General features: G+C 74.8%; 19 protein-coding genes. 7 read left to right on the forward strand and 12 right to left on the reverse strand.

Annotation, left to right across the window (positions count from 1 at the left end; translation table 11 throughout):
* Positions 1-3: 3 nt before the first annotated feature.
* Positions 4-213, reverse strand: coding sequence for a hypothetical protein (locus ACTMTB_RS09195; protein WP_441144136.1), 210 nt, complete (start codon positions 211-213; stop codon positions 4-6).
* Between the two features lie 135 nt (positions 214-348).
* Between ACTMTB_RS09195 and ACTMTB_RS09200 the strand changes: the two genes are divergently transcribed.
* Complete coding sequence (locus ACTMTB_RS09200; protein WP_441144138.1) at positions 349-1,464, forward strand: ATP-dependent DNA ligase; 1,116 nt, start codon at positions 349-351, stop codon at positions 1,462-1,464.
* 33 nt (positions 1,465-1,497) lie between these two features.
* A complete protein-coding gene (locus ACTMTB_RS09205) occupies positions 1,498-3,081 on the forward strand; it encodes an alpha/beta hydrolase (RefSeq protein ID WP_441144140.1) in 1,584 nt (527 codons plus the stop codon).
* On the opposite strand, the gene ACTMTB_RS09210 is transcribed toward ACTMTB_RS09205, so the two are convergent.
* Positions 3,008-3,520: a potassium channel family protein gene (locus ACTMTB_RS09210; protein WP_441144142.1), complete on the reverse strand. Its 513-nt coding sequence runs from the start codon at positions 3,518-3,520 to the stop codon at positions 3,008-3,010. The genes ACTMTB_RS09205 and ACTMTB_RS09210 overlap by 74 nt on opposite strands.
* A gap of 73 nt (positions 3,521-3,593) precedes the next feature.
* On the opposite strand from ACTMTB_RS09210, the gene ACTMTB_RS09215 reads away from it, so the two are divergent.
* Positions 3,594-4,046: an N-acetyltransferase family protein gene (locus ACTMTB_RS09215; protein ID WP_441144144.1), complete on the forward strand. Its 453-nt coding sequence runs from the start codon at positions 3,594-3,596 to the stop codon at positions 4,044-4,046.
* 377 nt (positions 4,047-4,423) lie between these two features.
* Here ACTMTB_RS09215 and ACTMTB_RS09220 read toward each other — a convergent pair whose 3' ends face one another.
* The 6 genes from ACTMTB_RS09220 to ACTMTB_RS09245 form a co-directional block, all read right to left on the reverse strand.
* On the reverse strand, positions 4,424-5,146 hold the full coding sequence (locus ACTMTB_RS09220) for an ABC transporter ATP-binding protein (protein WP_441144146.1): 723 nt from the start codon (positions 5,144-5,146) through the stop codon (positions 4,424-4,426).
* Positions 5,143-6,141 carry an ABC transporter ATP-binding protein gene (locus ACTMTB_RS09225; protein WP_088963289.1) on the reverse strand — a complete coding sequence of 333 codons (999 nt, stop codon included), beginning with the start codon at positions 6,139-6,141 and terminating at the stop codon, positions 5,143-5,145. The genes ACTMTB_RS09220 and ACTMTB_RS09225 overlap by 4 nt, the downstream gene beginning before the upstream one ends.
* Position 6,142: 1 nt before the next feature.
* Positions 6,143-8,896 (reverse strand): FtsX-like permease family protein, encoded by a 2,754-nt coding sequence (locus ACTMTB_RS09230; protein ID WP_441144148.1) that lies wholly within the window; start codon positions 8,894-8,896, stop codon positions 6,143-6,145.
* Positions 8,893-12,090 (reverse strand): FtsX-like permease family protein, encoded by a 3,198-nt coding sequence (locus ACTMTB_RS09235; RefSeq protein ID WP_441144150.1) that lies wholly within the window; start codon positions 12,088-12,090, stop codon positions 8,893-8,895. The genes ACTMTB_RS09230 and ACTMTB_RS09235 overlap by 4 nt, the downstream gene beginning before the upstream one ends.
* A gap of 88 nt (positions 12,091-12,178) precedes the next feature.
* Entirely contained in the window at positions 12,179-12,583 is a 405-nt protein-coding gene (locus tag ACTMTB_RS09240) for a hypothetical protein (RefSeq protein ID WP_441144152.1), read from the reverse strand.
* Between the two features lie 55 nt (positions 12,584-12,638).
* Positions 12,639-12,809, reverse strand: a complete 171-nt coding sequence (locus ACTMTB_RS09245; RefSeq protein WP_441144154.1) for a hypothetical protein — start codon at positions 12,807-12,809, stop codon at positions 12,639-12,641.
* Between the two features lie 103 nt (positions 12,810-12,912).
* Here ACTMTB_RS09245 and ACTMTB_RS09250 point away from each other — a divergent pair, with 103 nt between their 5' ends.
* Positions 12,913-13,209, forward strand: coding sequence for a hypothetical protein (locus ACTMTB_RS09250; RefSeq protein WP_441144156.1), 297 nt, complete (start codon positions 12,913-12,915; stop codon positions 13,207-13,209).
* A 24-nt stretch (positions 13,210-13,233) separates the two neighbouring features.
* On the opposite strand, the gene ligD is transcribed toward ACTMTB_RS09250, so the two are convergent.
* Positions 13,234-14,271 (reverse strand): non-homologous end-joining DNA ligase, encoded by a 1,038-nt coding sequence (ligD, locus tag ACTMTB_RS09255; protein WP_441144158.1) that lies wholly within the window; start codon positions 14,269-14,271, stop codon positions 13,234-13,236.
* Between the two features lie 47 nt (positions 14,272-14,318).
* Here ligD and msrB point away from each other — a divergent pair, with 47 nt between their 5' ends.
* Positions 14,319-14,732, forward strand: coding sequence for a peptide-methionine (R)-S-oxide reductase MsrB (msrB, locus tag ACTMTB_RS09260; protein WP_441144160.1), 414 nt, complete (start codon positions 14,319-14,321; stop codon positions 14,730-14,732).
* 155 nt (positions 14,733-14,887) lie between these two features.
* Here the strand turns inward: msrB and ACTMTB_RS09265 are convergent, their stop codons facing one another.
* The 3 genes from ACTMTB_RS09265 to ACTMTB_RS09275 form a co-directional block, all read right to left on the reverse strand.
* Positions 14,888-15,448, reverse strand: coding sequence for a DUF305 domain-containing protein (locus ACTMTB_RS09265; protein ID WP_441144162.1), 561 nt, complete (start codon positions 15,446-15,448; stop codon positions 14,888-14,890).
* A gap of 68 nt (positions 15,449-15,516) precedes the next feature.
* Complete coding sequence (locus ACTMTB_RS09270) at positions 15,517-16,257, reverse strand: lytic polysaccharide monooxygenase (protein WP_441144164.1); 741 nt, start codon at positions 16,255-16,257, stop codon at positions 15,517-15,519.
* 118 nt (positions 16,258-16,375) lie between these two features.
* Positions 16,376-16,651 (reverse strand): isoamylase early set domain-containing protein, encoded by a 276-nt coding sequence (locus ACTMTB_RS09275; protein ID WP_441144166.1) that lies wholly within the window; start codon positions 16,649-16,651, stop codon positions 16,376-16,378.
* Between the two features lie 157 nt (positions 16,652-16,808).
* Between ACTMTB_RS09275 and ACTMTB_RS09280 the strand changes: the two genes are divergently transcribed.
* Both ACTMTB_RS09280 and ACTMTB_RS09285 read left to right on the forward strand, forming a co-directional pair.
* On the forward strand, positions 16,809-17,066 hold the full coding sequence (locus tag ACTMTB_RS09280; RefSeq protein WP_280836355.1) for a Prokaryotic metallothionein: 258 nt from the start codon (positions 16,809-16,811) through the stop codon (positions 17,064-17,066).
* Positions 17,067-17,138: 72 nt separating this feature from the next.
* A complete protein-coding gene (locus tag ACTMTB_RS09285) occupies positions 17,139-17,615 on the forward strand; it encodes a GNAT family N-acetyltransferase (RefSeq protein WP_441144168.1) in 477 nt (158 codons plus the stop codon).
* Positions 17,616-17,677: the final 62 nt, after the last annotated feature.

Here is a 17,677-nt window from a genome sequence, read left to right on the forward strand (position 1 = left end):
GGGTCAGGCGGCTTCGCGGAGGTCGGCCAGGTCGAGCGGGGTACGCCGGCGCAGCAGCTCCTCCAGCTCGGTCACGGTGCCGACCTCGCCGAGCACGTCCTTGCCGCCGCCGAACTCGGCCGGGTAGCGGCGGGCCAGCCGATAGCGCTGCCGGCCCCGGATCAGCTCCACGCTGACCCGCCACCGCCCGCAGCAGCAGCACACCCACTCCACCCGGCGACGGTAGCTCTGACCTGCGCAAACGTGATTCGTACGGGAAGGACGGGCGGGACGGACGGGGACACGCCGCACCGCCACCGCCGGTGATCTGCCTCACGACTGTCGGCACCGTCTGATTGACTGGTCGCCGTGGACCTGCCGATCAATCCCCCAGTGGAGCCGATGCTGGCCAAGAGCGTGGCCAAGCTGCCCACCGACCCCGGCCTGACGTACGAGCCGAAGTGGGACGGTTTCCGGTGCATCGTGTTCCGCGACGGCGACGAGGTCGAGCTGGCCAGCCGGGGCGGCAAGATGATGACGCGATACTTCCCCGAGGTGGTCGAGCAGGCCCGCCGGCAGCTGCCCGAGCGGTGCGCCGTCGACGGTGAGCTGATCGTGATCCGCCGGGACGGCCCGGGCGGCCAGCCCCGGCTCGACTTCGAGCTGCTCGCCCAGCGCATCCACCCGGCGGCCTCCCGGGTGAAGCTGCTGGCCGAGACGACCCCGGCCGACTTCGTCGCCTTCGACCTGCTCGCCCTCGGCGACGACCTGCTGCTCGACGAGCCGTACCCGCGCCGCCGGGCCCGGCTGGAGCAGGCGCTGGCCGGCGTCCGCCCGCCGGTGCACGTGACCCAGGTGACCACCGACCCGGAGACGGCCCGCCGCTGGTTCGACGTGTTCGAGGGCGCCGGGCTGGACGGGTTGATCGTCAAGCCGGCCGAGCTGCCGTACGAGCCGGGCAAGCGGTCGATGTTCAAGGTCAAGCACGCCCGGACGGCCGACGTGGTGGTGGCCGGCTTCCGCTGGCACAAGTCCGGCCCGGTGGTCGGCTCGCTCCTGCTCGGCCTCTACGACGACGCCGGGGTGCTGCACCATGTCGGGGTGAGCGCCTCGTTCACCATGGCCCGGCGCGCGGAGCTGCTGGAGGAGCTGGCCCCCTACCGGGACATCGGCGACGAGCACCCGTGGGTGCACGGCGACCACGAGCGTGGCCAGCGCATCCCGGGCGGGGTGAGCCGCTGGACCGGCACCAAGAACCTCGAATGGGAGCCGCTGCGCCCCGAGCTGGTGGTCGAGGTGGGCTACGACGCGATGGAGGGCGACCGGTTCCGGCACACCGCCCGGTTCGTCCGCTGGCGACCCGACCGCGACCCCCGGTCCTGCCGCTACGACCAGCTCGACCGGCCGGTCCGCTTCGACGTGGACCAGGTCCTGCGCGGCGACCCGACGGCCACCGTGGAGCCGGCCGCCGCCGGCCCCGCGTAGCCTGGCCGTCGACACGATCATGGAGGCTCGCTGGTGACCCCCACTGCCCACCTCGTCCGCCGGGTCCGGCTCACCGTCGCCGGGCTCGCCGCGGCGGCGCTGCTCGCCGCCGGGTGCACGCTGCCGGCCCTCGCGCCGCGCACCGAGACGCAGGGCGAAGCCGCGGCGCCGGGCAGCACCCCGACCTGGCGGGACTGCCCGGAGGTCGCGGAGGACCTGGTGGGGCGCGGCGCGCCGGGGATGCGGTACGACTGCGCGAAGATCGCCGTACCGCGCAACTGGGGCACCGGCGGCGGCGCGACCGCCGGCCCGGGCGGCGGGGAGACCTTCGAGATCTCGCTGCTGCGGGCCCGCTCGTCGAAGCAGCGGAACCGGATCGGTTCCCTCGTGATCAACCCGGGCGGCCCGGGTGGGTCCGGCGTGGACACCGCTGTCTACCTCTCCTTCGGGCAGGCGTTCGGCGGGCTGCCCGCCTCGATCACCGACCGGTTCGACATCGTCGGGTTCGACCCGCGCGGGGTGGCCCGGTCCAGCCCGGTCAAGTGCATCTCCGACGCCGACCTGGACACCAGCTTCGGCTTCGACCCCGACCCGGCCAGCCAGGAGTTGTTCGACGACTACGTCGCGCTGAACCGGAAGATCGGCACCGGCTGCGGCGACAAGTACGGCGACCAGTTGCCGCTCTACGGCACCGAGCAGGCCGCCCGGGACATGGACGCGGTACGCGCGGCGGTCGGCGACGAGAAGCTGACCTACCTGGGCTACTCGTACGGCACCCTGCTCGGCGCCACGTACGCCCAGCTCTACCCGCAGCGGGTGCGCGCGCTGGTGCTCGACGGCGCGGTCGACCCGCAGCAGAAGCTGATGGCCGGCTCGGAGAGCCAGGCCAAGGGGTTCGAGCGGGCGTTCGGCAACTTCACCCGCTGGTGCGCGGCCAACGCCGGCCGCTGCCCGATCGCACCGGACGCCCGGGCGGCGGTGACCGCCGCGATCGACAAGGCGAAGGCCTCGCCGGTGCGCGGCGCCGGCGGTCGCGAGGCCACCTCCGGCTGGGTCTTCTACGCGGTCATCTCCTCGCTCTACACCGAGTCGGGCTGGGAGGAACTGGGCCGGGCGATCGACAAGCTGGAGGGCGGCGACCCGGCCGACGTGTTCCGGCTCGCCGACGCGTACGCCGGCCGGGAGGAGGACGGGCGCTACTCGAACCTCTTCGACGCCAACCTGACCATCAACTGCGCGGACGAGACCGAGAAGCCGAGCCTGGAGCAGATCCGGCAGATGCAGTCGCAGTGGCGGCAGAAGTACCCGCTGTTCGGGCCGGCCCTGGCGGTCGGGATGCTGGGCTGCGCCCAGTGGCCGGGGCAGCGGGATCCGTACCCGACCGGCAAGGCCGTCGGCGCGCCGCCGATCCTGGTGGTCGGCACCACCGGCGACCCGGCCACCCCGTACGAGCAGACTCCGCGGCTGGCCTCGATGCTCGGCGTGGGGCGGGTGCTGACCTGGGAGGGCGAGGGGCACACCGCCTACCCGCAGACGACCTGCGTCACGAACGCGGTGGACGCTTACCTGATCTCTTTGACCGTTCCCAGAGAGGGACTTCGCTGTCCGGCGCGTTGAGCGGCTGACGCCGCTCCGGCTCGGGCAGGTCGATGTCGTACCGCGTGGCCAGCTCCTCCAACAGCGCCCGCATCCGGCGGACGTCGTGCTTCAGCTCCTCCTGCTCGTCGTGCTCGAAGGCGTCGTCGTCGACGATGAGTCGGCTGGCGAAGTGCGCGGTGATCAGCGGGATGACCAGCAGCACCATCGTCGAGATGAGCAGGGCGGCGAGGAAGCGTCCCGCCCAGGTGGTCGGCGAGATGTCGCCGTACCCGACGGTGGAGGCGGTGACGACGGCCCACCAGACCGCGTCGGCGGCGCTGGCGTTCTCCACCTGGGCGTAGATGACGCCGGCCACCACGATCATGAGCAGGTAAGAGATGATCAGCGTGCGCGGCGAGTTCGCGAACCAGACCAGTCCCCGGTAGATCCACCGGAAGGGCTGCAGCAGGGGCTCCATGCCGCACCATGCTGCCCGCTCCGGGCAACCCACGCCCGCACATCGTCGAGTGTCGCTGTGGCAGGCTGCGGCCATGACCGATGTGATCTTCCGGGAGGCGGTCCGGGCGGACCTGCCCGCCGTCATCGCCCTGCTCGCCGACGACGTGCTCGGCAAGGCGCGGGACTTCACCGAGGTCGACGAGGCGTACGAGCGGGCCTTCGCCGACATCACCGCCGACCCGCGCAACCACCTGATCGTCGCCGACGAGGCGGGCGAGCTGGTCGGCTGCATGCAGATCACGTACATCCCGGGGCTGGGCCGGCACGGCGCCGAGCGCTCCCTGATCGAGTCGGTACGGGTCCGCTCCGACCTGCGCGGGCGGGGGCTGGGCCGACGGATGATGGAGTGGGCCGTCGACCAGGCCCGGCAGCGGGGCTGCGCCCTGGTCCAGCTCACCACCGACAAGGCCCGCGCCGACGCCCACCGCTTCTACCGCAGCCTGGGCTTCGTCGCCAGCCACGAGGGCATGAAACTCCCCCTCTGAGGCGCCAGCCGCCGACGCGACCGCCCGGCCCGACGCGGCGCGGCCCGACCGGATGACATCGGCGCCCTTTGGAGCTGATGTCGTAAACGATTCACCGGCAGGTCGCCGAAAGCCCCCCGACCCGTTCCCGCGGCCGCTCCGGCGCGACGTCGGGAGGCATCCCGGTCGAAGGCCAACCGGCGTCGCCCCGGGCTGATCCGTTTACGACATCAGCTCCAAAGCGACCGACCACCCCCTTCCAGAGGCGGAGCACCACCCCGGCGCAGCGCCACCCCGGCGCAGCGGCCACCCCGGCCACCCCGGCGCAGCGGCCCGACCAAGCCAGACCCCGCCGGCATCGTCCCCGAACCGTGCCGGCGCAGCGGCGCCGAGATGGCTCAGGCGTCCACCAGGTGGCCGTCGCGCAGGGTGAGGGTGCGGTCGGCCAGCTCGATGAGGGCCGGGTCGTGCGTGGCGACCAGGGCCGTCATGCCCCGGGCGTGCACCACGGCGCGCAGCAGGTCCATGATCGAGCGCCCGGTCTCCGAATCGAGCTGGCCGGTCGGCTCGTCGGCGATCAGCAGGGCCGGCTCGTTGGCCAGGGCCCGGGCCACCGCCACCCGCTGCTGCTGCCCGCCGGAGAGCTCGTACGGCCGCTGCGCGGCGTGCCCACCCAGCCCGACCAGCTCCAGCAGCACGGCCACCCGCTCCTCCCGTTCCGCCGCCGACACCCGGGCCAGCCGCAGCGGCACGCCGACGTTCTCCGCGGCGGAGAGGATCGGCACCAGCCCGAAGGTCTGGAACACGAAGCCCACCGTGCCCCGGCGCAGCCGCAGCAGCTCGGCCTCACCGGCGGCGGTCACGTCGTGCCCGGCCACCCGCACCCGGCCACTGTCCGGCCGGTCCAGCCCGCCGACCAGGTTCAGCAGGGTGGTCTTGCCGGCGCCCGAGCGGCCCCGGACGGCCACCAGCTCACCCCGGCCGGCCACGAAGGAGACGTCGCGCACCGCGTGCACGGCGTGCTCACCCCGGCCGAAGGTGCGGCTCACCCCCTCCACCCGGACCACCTCGTCGACGAGGGCCGCGGCACCGGCCCGGCCGGCGGAAACCTGCTCGCTCATGCGTCACTCCCGTTCGGTTCCGGCGTGCGGTCGCCGGGGCGGACCTCGACGTGGTCCGGTTCGAGGTTGAGGCGGACCCGGTCGCGCAGCGCCAACGCGTCGACGAAGGACGCGGGCAGCTGCATCCGGCCGGCCCGGTCGAGCACGGCGTACTCCTCGCTGACCAGCTCGGTGCTGCCGTCGGCGCCGATCCGCGCCGTCCGGCGTACCTCGGAGGAGGTTCGGCCGTCGCGGATCGCGACGGTCCGGCGGACCTGGGTGGCCACGGCCTGGTCGTGGGTGACCACCACGATCGTCACGCCCAGCTCGGCGTTGATGGTGCGCAGCGCGGCGAAGACCTCCGCACCGGTGGCCTCGTCGAGCTCACCGGTCGGCTCGTCGGCGAAGAGCACCTCCGGGTCGTTCGCCACCGCCACCGCCACCGCGCAGCGCTGCTGTTCACCGCCGCTGAGCTGGCCGGGACGCCGGTCGGCGCAGTAGCCCACCCCGACCAGGTCCAGCAGCTCCTCGGCCCGCCGCCGCCGGGCCCGCCCGCCGCCGGCCCGGCCGGCCAGCTTCATCGGCAGCTCGACGTTCTCCCGCGCGGTCAGGTACGGCAGCAGGTTCCGGCCGGTCTGCTGCCAGACGAAGCCGACCACGTCCCGCCGGTAGCTCAACCGTCGCCGGTTGGAGAGGGCGAGCAGGTCGTAGTCGGCGACCCGGGCGATCCCGGCGGTCGGGGTGTCCAGCCCGGACAGGATGTTGAGCAGCGTCGACTTCCCGGAGCCGGACGCGCCGACGATCGCCACCAGCTCGCCCCGGTCGATGACCAGGTCGAGCCCCTGCAGGGCGACCACCTCCACCCCCTCGGTCTTGAAGATCCGGACCAGGCCGTCGCAGACGATGTGCCCGCGCAGGCGGTCCTGCCCGCCGGCCCGCTCGGCCGCGCGCTGCGCGGCCCGCCGCTGCAACGCGGCGAGATCCGGTACGGCGGACGTCTCGGCGGTAGCCGTCATCTCAGCTCTCCTCTCCGAGCCGGAGCACCTCGCCGAGGCGCATCCGACGGTTGTTCACGGCCTCGACCGCGACGGCGAAGGCCAGCGCCAGCAGGGCCAGCCCGAGCACCCCGGCCACCAGGCCGGGTTCGAAACGCACCGTCACCGGCGCCCCGCCGGTGAACGCGGACAGCCCCAGCACCGGGTTCAGCAGCAGCGGCAGCAGGGCGCCCACCACGGCGCCGGTCAGCACCGAGACCACCACCAGCGGGGCGAGTTCCACCAGCAGCAGGCCCCGCCACTGCCGGCGGGACAGCCCCATCGTGCGCAGCCGGGACAGCACCTGCGCCCGGCCGCGGGCGCCCGCGAGCACCGCGAACGCCAGCGCGAGCAGGCCCAGGACGCCGCCGCCGGCCGCGCCGGTGGCGAAGCCGAAGACGAGCAGCCCGTTGACCCCGCTGCCGCCCAGCCGCTCCCGCTCGGCCGCCCAGGTCGTCACCTGCGGGGGCAGCGGTCGCTTCCCGCCGGTCACCGCACCGCTGGTCTGGTAGCGGGTCTGTCCCTCCTCGGCGACCCGCCCCAGCGCCGCCGGGTCGACCGTGGCGTCCCCCGCGGCGAGCAGGAACCCGGTCGGCGCGAGCGGGTGCGGGGCGTTGGCGGGCAGCCCCGGCCAGGGCAGCACCAGGAACCGTCCCGTCCCGCCCGGGATCAGCGGGAACTCCTCCGCCGTGCCGGCGATCCGGAACGGCAGCCGGTTGCCCTGCACGTCCACCCAGCCGGGCCGGCGGCCCGCGCCGTCGGCGAGCTCCGCGTCGGCGAGGGCGGCGGCGAAGTCCGGCGACACCAGCGCGGGCAGCGCCGTCGCGGCGTCCCCACCGGCCCGCAGCGCGGCGGGCACCGCCGGGTCGAGCCCGGAGCGCCGGGCCACCTCCGCGAAACCGGCGGGCTCCACCAGCAGCACGTACGCCTCGCCGGCCCCGCCGGGGCTGCCCTCCGAGTCGGCGTAGAGCCGCTGCCCGGGGGTGGCCAGCACGGGGGTGACCGCCCTGATCCCGGGCAGCCCGGCCAGCTCGGTCGCCGTGTCCGGGGCGAACCGGTCGCCGCTGACCAGCGCGTCGGCCGGCACCGTCCGGGTCGCCGCCCGGTCCCGCCCGTCCTCGATACCGACGGCGACGACCCCGCAGAAGGCCGCCGTGGCGATCGCCAGCACGACCACCACCAGCGGCGCGGCCACTCCGACCCGACCGGCGCGGGCGGTGCCGAGGAAGGCGACCGCGCCGCGCGCCCGGGCGGCCAGCCGGCTGAACAGCCGCAACGGCCACGGGTACGCGCGTAGCGCCAGCAGCGCGGCGGCGACCGCGAGCAGCACCGGCACCGACACCAGCAGCGGGTCCACCTCGTCGCCGAGGGCGAGTCCCCTTCGGCGCAGCAGGAACGCGGCGAGCGCGGCCAGGCCGATGAAGGTGACCTCAACGGTGAGCCGGCCCGCGCCGCCCCGGGCGCGCAGCAGGTCCCGCCGGACCCCGCCGTCGCGCTGGCCGGTCAGCACCGCCACCGGCAACGCCAGTGTGGCCAGCACCGCCGCCAGCACGGTCAGCCGGCTCGCCGCGTCGGGTGTGCCGGCGCCCAACGGGTCGGCGGGGAGCAGACCGCCGAGCAACCAGCCGGCCGCCGCGGCGGCCGGCACCACCAGCACCGACTCGGCCAGGCCGCGCCGCACCACGGCGGTTCTCGAACCGCCCCGGGCCCGCAGCAGCACGTACTCGTCGCGGCGGCGGCGCACCGCCAGCCGGGCCGCGAGCACGGTCAGGCCGGCGAGGGTGGCGAGCACCCCGGCGGCGATGATGGTCAGCAGCGTACGGGCGGCGGCGAGCGAATCCGCGTACTGCCGCAGCGGAATGTCGACGCCCTGGGCGAGCAGCAGCCCGGCGGGGCGCTCCCGGTCCAGTTGGGCGATGCCGTCGAGCACCGCGTCTAGGCGACCCGGGGTGAGCCGCCCGGGGTCGACCCGGTAGCGCCAGCCGAAGCCGACCGCCCAGCCGGCCGCCGCCCGGTCGTCGAAGCCGGCGTCGTCGGTCAGCCCCACCATCTGGAAGGGCTCGCCGTCGCCGACCGGCGGGGTGAGCCGCAGCGCCGAGGGGAGCGCGTCCCACGCACCGCCGCCGGCGTCGACCGGTCGGAACAGGCCGACCACCGCGACGGTGGTGGCGGAGAACTCCCGACCGTCGGAATCGAGCAGCGCCAGGCGCAGCCGGCTGCCGGCGCGCAGGCCGAGTTGCCGGGCGACCGGTTCGGCGAGCACGGTCTCGACCGGCGCGGCCCGGTCCGCCCCCTCCCCCGGCCAGCGGCCGTCGACCAGGGTGGCCGACTCCCGCAGCCCGGTCATGGTGCGCAGGCTCAGGTCGAACAGCCCCTTGTCGGCCGTGAGCTCTGGTCCCGTCAGCCGACCGAACTCGGTGTCGGCGACGTACCAGCGCTCGCCCACCACCTCGCGTACCGGCGCGGGCATCCCCGCCAGCAGCGAGTCCAGGTTGGCCCGGTGGGTGGCGGCCACCCTGCTCGTGCCGGACTGCGGCTCCGCCGGCCGTTGGTAGAGCACGTCGCGGCGGAGACCCGGCAGGTCGGCCAGCTGCTCGCGCAGCCCCTGGCCGGACAGCCGGTCCGCCACCCGCGGCATCCCGGTGACCAGCAGCGCGGTGACCAGTGTGAGCACCGCGAGGAGCAGGAAGTGCCCCCCGTACGCGCGCACCCTGCGCAGCACGGCCAGCACGCTCATCGTTCTCCCCCGATCCGCAGCTGGGCCGCCGCGACACGTTGCCGAATGCCGGTGGCCAGGACGGCGCTGCACGCGAGCGCGGCCAGCAGCAGCCCGAGCGCGGTCAGGCCGATCGGCGTCCAGGGCAGGGTGAAGGCCGCCTCCGGCACGGGCCGGCCGGCGCTCGGGGTGAGGATCACCAGTGGGGCCATGGTGGCGCCCACCCCCGCGCCCACCAGCAGGCCGACGGCGACCCCGATGCCGGCCAGGAAGGTCTGTTCGGCCAGCATCGCGCGGGCCAGCAGGGGCGGTCCGGCGCCGAGGGTGTGCAGGACGGCGAACTCGGCGAGCCGGTGCCGGGCGGTGGCCCACACGTCCACGGCGAGGCCGACCAGGGCGAGCAGCACCGAGCCGAGGGCCGCGGCGAGCAGCCCGGTCCGCGCGCCCCGCCAGTACGGGTCGCCGGCGGCCTCCTCGGCCGCCGCCCGCCGGTCGAGGACGGTCACGCCGGGCAGCTCCCGGATCGCCGCCGCCGCGGCGGCGTGCCCGCCGTCGTCGGTACGCAACCACCACTCCGGCACCGGCCGAACGGCGGCCCGGTGCCGCACCAGCCAGTCCGTGGCGGCCGGCAGGTCGATCAGCAGCGCGCCGCCGGCCTCGGTGGCACCCGGCACCGCGTCCAGTTCGCCGACCACCCGCACCGGCACGGACGCCCCGGAGAGGGCGAGCGGCACGACGTCGCCGGGCCGGACGTTCAGCGCGGCCAGCACCTGCGGGGTGACCAGCGCCGGCACCGGCGTGTTCGGCCCCGCCGGTACGACGGCGAAGCGGACCGTCGGCTGCCGGGCGAAGCGGCCGCCCTCGGTCAGCGCGATGTCGTAGTCGGCGTTGACCCCGCCGGGGGTGACGGCGCTCGTCGGCACCGGCGCCTCGCCGACCGCGTCGACCATCGACCACTCGCCGGTCAGCGCGACCGGCTGGGCGGTGCCCGCCGCGTCGGTCACCCGCAGCCCGTCGATCCGCAGGCCGTAACCGCGGGCCGCCGCGTCGCCTGCCTCGGCCTGGAAGCCGGCCACCCGCCAGGCGGCGCCGGCGGGCAGGTCGACCGCGAAGGGCACCGGGCGGTCGACCAGGGAGTCGGTGGTGGCCAGCGGCAGTTGCAGGGCCAGCCCGTCGGCCCGGGTGAGCAGCACCGACGCCTGGATCCGCTGGCCGGTCACCGGCTCGCGGACCGGGGTGCGGAGGGTGCCGGTGAGTTGGCGGGCGTCGGCGGGCAGCGGGACACCGGCCGGCGCGCCCCGGTCCCGGGCCAGCCGGCCGAGCAGCTCGCCCGGTGGCCGGTCGGCGAGCCGGTCCGCGATCAGGGCCACGTCCGGTGCCGCGCCGGCGTCCAGGGCGAGCACGGTGGCCGGCAGGCTGTCGCGGCCCAGCCGCACCTCGTCCCGCCAGGTTGGCAGCACGGCCCGGACCCCCGGCAGGCCGGCCAGGTCGGCGGCCCGGTCCACCGGCGCGGCACCGCCGCGCTCCGTCACCCGCAGGTCGGCGCCGACGCTGTGGTCGGCCTGGTCGCGCTGCGACCGCTCCCAGGTGCTGACCAGTGACCAGGCCAGGGTGCTGCCGCCGACGGCGAGCGTGAGCAGCAGCACCGGCCCGGCGTGCGGACGGCGGCCCGCCTGCCACATGCCGAACATGGTGGCCGTCCACGGTCGCCGGTCGACGAACCGTTCCGCGAACCGGGTGGCCGGGGGCAGCAGCCGCAGGGCGAGCACCGCCCCGGCCAGCACGCCGAGGGTGGGCGCGACGGCGAGCAGCGGGTCGATGCCGAGCCGGCCGCCCGCGCCGGCCAGCGGCGAGGAGTACTGCCGGAGCTGCGTCCAGGCGAGCAGGGCGAGCAGCACCAGGGCCAGGTCCACCCCGGCCCGCTGCACGGTGGCGGCCCGGGTCGGGCGGGACCGGGCGGCCATGTCAGCGACGTAGCTGCCGGCGCGACGCAGGGCCGGCAGCACCATGGCGAGCAGGCAGCCCACCGCCGCGGCGAGGGCGACCGCCCAGACCGCCCCGGCGCCGCCGCTGTCCAGCCGCAGGCCGCCCGTACCCTCGCCGCCGCTGATCCCGCGCAGCGCCACGCCGGCCAGCGGCGGCGCGAGCAGCGCGGCCGGCAGCACCACCAGCGTCGCCTCCCGTACGGCGAGGTTGGCGAGCTGGTTACGGGCCGCTCCCCGGGCGCGCAGCAGCGCGGTCTGCGCCCGCCGGTCCTCGTTGAGCAGTGCGGCGACCAGCACCAACGCGTAGCCGCCGAGCACCACGATCAGCAGCAGCGGGGTGAGCAGCGCCGAGCGGCCCACCAGGTCGGCGCGGCCGAGCCGGTCGATCAGCCGGTCCAGGCCGGTGACGCTCTGCGCGGACGAGCCGAGACCGGCCTTCTCGGGCACCTCGACGGCGGCAGTCGCGACGGCCTCCTTGACCTCCGGCAGCCGGCTCGACGCGACGCTGCGCAGGTCCGGCTCGACCACCCAGGAGATCGAGGTGGAGCCGGGGAAGGTGCGGGCGAAGTCGGCCGGGTCGAGGGCGAACGGGCCGTACGAGTCGCCGATGTCACCGCCGCCGCTCACCCCGGGCGCGAGCTGCCAGTACGCCGCGGCCGGGTCGCGGGGCCGGAAGATCCCGGCGACCACCACGTCGGTGGCCCGTCCGGAGCTGCGGTCGGTCATCGGCACCCGGGTGCCGGGGGTGAGCCGCAGCGCGCCGGCGACCCGTTCGGGGACGGTGACCTGGGTGGGGTTCGCCCCGGCGGCGGGCCAGGATCCGCCGACCAGCTCGGCGTGCGCGGCGAGGCCGTCGAGGGTGGCCAGGTCGGCGAAGACCGGGTCGTCGTCGGTGCGGGCGGCGCCGAGGTCGCCGGTCAGTTCCCGGCCGGTGCCGTGGCGGGCAGCGGAGACGACGACCCTCGCCCCGCCCAACCCGCCGGCGACGCTGTCCCGGACGGCCCGGTCCCGGCCGGCGGCCTCGGCCGCGTCCCGGCCGCCGGACCCGCTGATCAGCAAGCTGCGCTCGGCGGCGGGCGCCGCCGCCAACATCGCCCGCTGCCCGGCGTCGATCGCCCGCCGGTTGTAGTCGGACAACCCGGTGACCAGCGCGACGGCGACCAACGCGGCGACCGCCGCCGCCGCCAGCAGGCCCCGCGCCTCGTAGGCCCGCCTCCACACCAGCTTCATCCGTACGCCTCCCCCGGGGCCCTCGCTGGGCCGGTGACCAGGTAGAGCGGGTACGGGCCGGAAAAGGTTCGCGCCCTTTACATGATCGTTATCCGACGTCGTCCCAACGCAGACCGGCCAGCGTAGCGGCCGCGCGCAGCGCCTCGGCGAAGCGGGCCACGCTGCCGTTGAGGGCGGCCAGCTCGTCCGGGCCGAGCAGCACCACCAGGCCGCCGTCGGTCACCGCCAGCACACAGGGGGTACGGCCCTCGCTGGCCGTCCGGACCGCCGGGCTGCGCTCGTTGAGGTGCACCAGCTCCATCGGCACCCCCAGCTCGGGCTGGAGGTCGCGCCACTCCCGCTTGCGGCCCAGACCGTGGTGGGTGACGTCACACAGCGCGCACGAGGCGGTCCCCCGGACCTTGCCGACCAGGTACGCCAGTTCGCCGCGCAGTCCGCCGTCGGCGTGGTAGACGCCGACCAGTCGCCGGATCACGCCCGAGGTGGAGGTCATGCCGGCCAGTGTGCCGGACGCCGATCCGCACCGCTGACGAGTTGTCGGCGGGTGCTCAGTCCCGCGAGTCCGGCCGGTGCTGCTTGATCCACTTCTCGACGTCAGACTTCCGCCAGACCTTGCCCATGGCGAGGACGGCGATCGGCTCCGGGAAGTTCCGTTGATTGGCGATCACGGACGCGCGCTGCCGGGAGACGCCACCGAGCATCTCCCGAATTTCCGACACGCCGACAAGCTCCACACGTTGACGATGACAGCGGCGCAGTCGCCATACGCCGACAACTACGGTGTCTATTGACGTAGACAATGGCATCAGCCAGCATGGGTGCATGGCCATGCCGCACGCCTCCGCCGTACCCGACCGTCAGCAGCGGGCGGTCCGCCCGCACGTGCCGATGCGACCGCTGTGGCTGTGTCGGGTGTGCGCCGCCGCCTGGCCGTGCCCGCCGGCACGGCTGCTGCTGGGCATGGAGTACCGCCGGGACCCGGTGGCGCTCTCCGTCTACATGGCGGGCTGCCTCTTCGACGCCACCGCCGACCTGATCCGCCTCAACCCTCACCCGGCGCCGTCACCAGCCGACCTGTTCGACCGGTTTCTGGCCTGGACGGCCCGGCGGCGGAGGTAGTCGACGAGCCGCGCTGCCGCCCGTTCAGGCGGTCTCGTCGGCCTCGCGCTTCGCCCGGCTCGGCTGCACCCGCTTCGGCTCCCCCGGCATCTTCGGGTGGTCCGGCGGGTACGGCATGTCGCCCTGGCCGGCGGCCGCGTCCCGCTCGGCCCACTGAAGCAGCGGGGTGATGTCGAACGGGGCGTCGTCGATGCCGGCGTGCGGGTCGCCCCGCTCGGCGAGCCGGGCCGGCACGCTGCGCAGGTCGAAGTCGTCCGGATCGACGTCGGGCAGCTCGTCCCAGGTGACCGGGGTGGAGACGGTGGCCCGGGCATTGGCGCGCAGCGAGTAGGCGCAGGCGATGGTGCGGTCCCGGGCCATCTGGTTGTAGTCGACGAACACCCGCCGGCCCCGCTCCTCCTTCCACCAGGCGGTGGTGACCAGGTCGGGACGGCGGCGCTCCAGCTCGCGGCCGAGCGCGATGGTGGCCCGGCGCACCTCGGTGAACGTCCAGCGGGGCTCGATGCGCAGGTAGACGTGCACGCCCCGGCCGCCCGAGGTCTTCGGCCAGCCGGTCGCACCCAGCTCGGCCAGGAGCGCGCGCAGCTCGCCGGCCGCGGTCGCCGCGTCGGCGAAGTCGGTGCCGGGCTGCGGGTCGAGGTCGACGCGCAGCTCGTCGGGGCGGTCGACGTCGGCGGCCCGCACCGGCCAGGGGTGGAAGACGATGGTGCCCATCTGGGCGGCCCAGGCCACGTGGGCCAGGTCGGCCGGGCACAGCTCGTCGGCGCTGCGCCCACTGGGGAAGCTGATCTTCGCCGTGCGCACCCACGGCGGGACACCCCGGGTCGGCACCCGCTTCTGGAAGAACATCTCCCCCTCGATGCCCTCCGGGAAGCGCTGGAGCGTGGTGGGGCGGTCCCGCAGGGCGCGCATGATCCCGTCGCCCACCGCCAGGTAGTAGTGGAAGACGTCCGCCTTGGTGAAGCCGCGGCCGGGGAAGATCACCCGGTCGGGACTGCTCAGCCGGACGGTGTGCCCGGCGACCTCGATCTCGGTCACCGTCGCCTTCGAGGAGCCGCCCATTCCGCGACCATATGCGACGCCCCCGACATCCGACGTACCGTTGGCGGGTGAGTCTTGACGAGAACGAGCTGCCCCGCACCGAGGAAGAGTGGCGGGTCCGGTTGAGCCCGCAGGAGTTCCGGGTGCTGCGCGAGGCCGGCACCGAGCCACCGTGGACGGGCGAGTACGTCGACACCAAGACCCCCGGCGTCTACCACTGCCGGGCCTGTGGCCTGGAACTCTTCTCCAGTGACACCAAGTTCGACTCGCACTGCGGCTGGCCGAGCTTCGACGATGCCATCCCCGGCCGGGTCAAGGAGATCGAGGACCGCACCCTGGGCATGAGCCGCACCGAGATCCGCTGCGCGCGCTGCGACAGCCACCTCGGGCACGTCTTCCACGGCGAGGGCTTCACCCCGAAGGACACCCGACACTGCGTCAACTCGCTGTCGATCCGGCTGGAACCGCGCACCGAGGCCTGACCCGCCGGGCACCGGCGACACCGTGTCGGCCGCCCGGGCCGGCTGATCGACTCCGTGTCGGCGATGTGGCGGCGTCCCGGTCGCGCTCATACCGCCGTTCCGGCGACATGGAGTCGATCGACGACCGCGTGACCGCGGTCGTGTGGGTGGCGTGGCTACCGGCCGGCCGGCCCCGTCAGCAGCCGCACCTCGGCGGTACGGGACTGCTCGACCCGCCCGGCCAGCTCGCGTACCCGGGGGCTGGTCGCGGTGGCCACGTGCGCCCGGGCCAGGTCGGCCGCCTCCTGCTGGTGGCTGCCGAGCAGTCGGCGCAACACGGCGTCCGCGTGCCCGGCTGGGGCGTTCCGCAGGCGGGCGAGGTCCCCCGGGGCGGCCAGGTGCCCGCTGTGGTCGTGCCGCCCGGCGGTCGCGGCCGGACCGGCGTCGTGCAGCCAGGCGCGCATGGTGGTCAGCTCGTCGGCCTCGGTCACCTCGATGGCGGCGACGAGGGTGCGCAGCTCGGGGTCGGTCACCCGGTCGCGCCCCAGCCGGACGATCTCCATTGTCTGCTCGGTGTGGGCCACCATCATGGTCAGGTAGATCACGTCGAGGGTGCCGAGCGCGGTGTCCGTCGGGCCCGCGGTCGCGGGGCGGGTCGCCTGCGGGGTCGGGGCGTCGGCGCAGCCGGCGGCCGGCAGCAGGGCGGCGAGCGCGACGAGCACCACCGCCCGCGCCACGCCACCTCTGGCCGGGTCGCGCCGAGGGGCGGATGCGGCCCGCACCGGCACGGGCCGTACCCGTCCGGTCAGACCTGCGACCACAGCGCCGGCACGTTCGGCGGTTCCCAGCCCGGGATCGCGGTGTGCGCCTGCCGGCACCGGTAGCTCAGCCCGTTGTAGGTGACCTGGTCACCCACCTGGTAGGCGCGACCGGCGGTCCAGCTGCCGCTCGGGGCGGGCGGCGTGGTGGGAGCCGGCGGCGTCGGGGTGGGCGAGCTGGTGGGGGTCGGCGTCGGGCTGGGAGCCGGACCGCCGCCGCCACCGATCTGCACGTCCACGCAGGAGTAGAACGCGTTGGCGGTGTCCGCGATGTTCCACACCGCGAGGATCTTCTGCCGGCCGGAGAAGCCGCCGAGGTTCACGGTGTGCGACACGGTGGCGCCGGGCTGCTGGCCGCCCCCGTTGAAGACGCCCACCCGGGTGCCGCCGATGAAGTACTCCCAGTTGCTGGTGGCGTGCCGGGCGGTGTTGGTCCAGGTGAACGTCACCGAGCTGCCGACCGAGGTGGCCGGCCAGCCCCGGCTGTCGTCGTTCAGGACGGCGAAGTGGGCGATGTTGGCGTGGCAGTTGCGCAGCCCCTTCGGGCCCTCCACGCTCTGCGGCTCGTACTTGATCTGCCCGCAGTCGGGCACCCGGTTCTGCGCGCAGAGCGCCTGGCGGCTGGGTGGTCCGGAGACGTAGCCGTGCGCCTGGGCGGGGGCGGCGACGGCGAGCGAGGACACGACGGCGCCCGCCGCCAGGACCGGGACGGTGACTCTTCGACGCATGATGGCAACTCCTCGGCTTCGGCCTGCTGAAGGTGCCACCAACATAATTTAAACCTTGTTAACAGTAAAGACTCCTGTCAATAAAAACATCGACGTCCATGATGCTCCTGGCCTCCGCTCAGAGCCGCAGCAGGCTGCCCTTCTCGTCGACCCGGTCGGCGGAGTCGTCGTCCAGCCAGACGCCCCCGCTGGCGAGGTACCGGAAGCGGTACTCGCCGGGGCCGAGCTTCACCGTCACCGTCCGGGTGCCGTCGCGGCGGGCGACCAGCTCGTGCCGGCCGGGCTCCCAGCCGTTGAAGCAGCCGACGACGCTGACCGGGCCGGGCGGGGTGTCCCGGGGCAGGCAGAAGGTGACCCGGGTCTGGTTGCCGAAGAGCTTGTTGCGCTTGATCACGTGGTCCTCCGGGGTCGAGGCGGTTCACCAGGCCCAACGCGCGACACGCCGGGGGCGAAACGCCGTCCGGCCGGATCCACTCGCGGCATTTCGCCCCCAACGGCCCCGCCCTGGCGCACCCTGATGTCACATGTCCTGATTCGGGGGGTTTTTGATCGTGGCTACCTGTGAGGTCTGCGGCAACGAGTACTGGATGGCGTTCGAGGTGCGCACAGTCAGCGGTGACACGCACACCTTCGACTGCTTCGAGTGCGCGGCGCAGAAGCTGGCGCCGATCTGCGAGCACTGCGAGGTCAAGATCCTCGGCCACGGCGTGGAGGTCGGCGGCCGGTTCTTCTGCTGCGCGCACTGCGCCCGCGCCGAGGAGGCCCAGGGCGCCGAGATCCGCGACGCGGTCGGCGCCCGCCCGGCCTGACCGCGCGCCCCGGCCCCGCACCGGGCCGGGGCTCTCCGGAGTACGCGCCACCGCCCGGCCTACCATCGCGGGATGCCGCCGCAGACCACCCAGGTCCGGGTCGCCGCCTTCGCCGACCTGGACGCCCGCACCTTCCACGACCTGCTCCGGCTGCGCATCGACGTGTTCGTGGTCGAGCAGCACTGCCCGTACCCGGAGCTGGACGGCCGGGACGTCGAGCCCGGCACCCGGCACCTCTGGCTGGAGCGCGACGGCGCCGTGCTGGCGTACCTGCGGATCCTGGCCGACCCGGACGGCTCGGCGCGGATCGGCCGGGTGGTGGTGGCGCCGACGGCGCGCGGCGGCGGGCACGCCGGCCGGCTGATGATTGAGGCGCTGCGGCTGGTCGGCGACCGGCCATGTGTGCTGGAGGCGCAGTCCTACCTGGTCGACTTCTACGCCCGGCACGGCTTCGCGGTGACCGGCCCGGAGTACGTCGAGGACGGCATCCCGCACGTCCCGATGCGCCGGCAGAGCCGACCCGGTCACCCGGGAGACATTGACGAATAGCGTTTTCCCGTGGGAGCCTGCGAGGCAGAGCCGTCGCGGGAGCCACGCAGGGGTTCGGGAGG

Origin of the sequence: Micromonospora sp. L32, from assembly GCF_052068055.1 — a bacterium.
Lineage (GTDB): Bacteria > Actinomycetota > Actinomycetes > Mycobacteriales > Micromonosporaceae > Micromonospora > Micromonospora purpureochromogenes.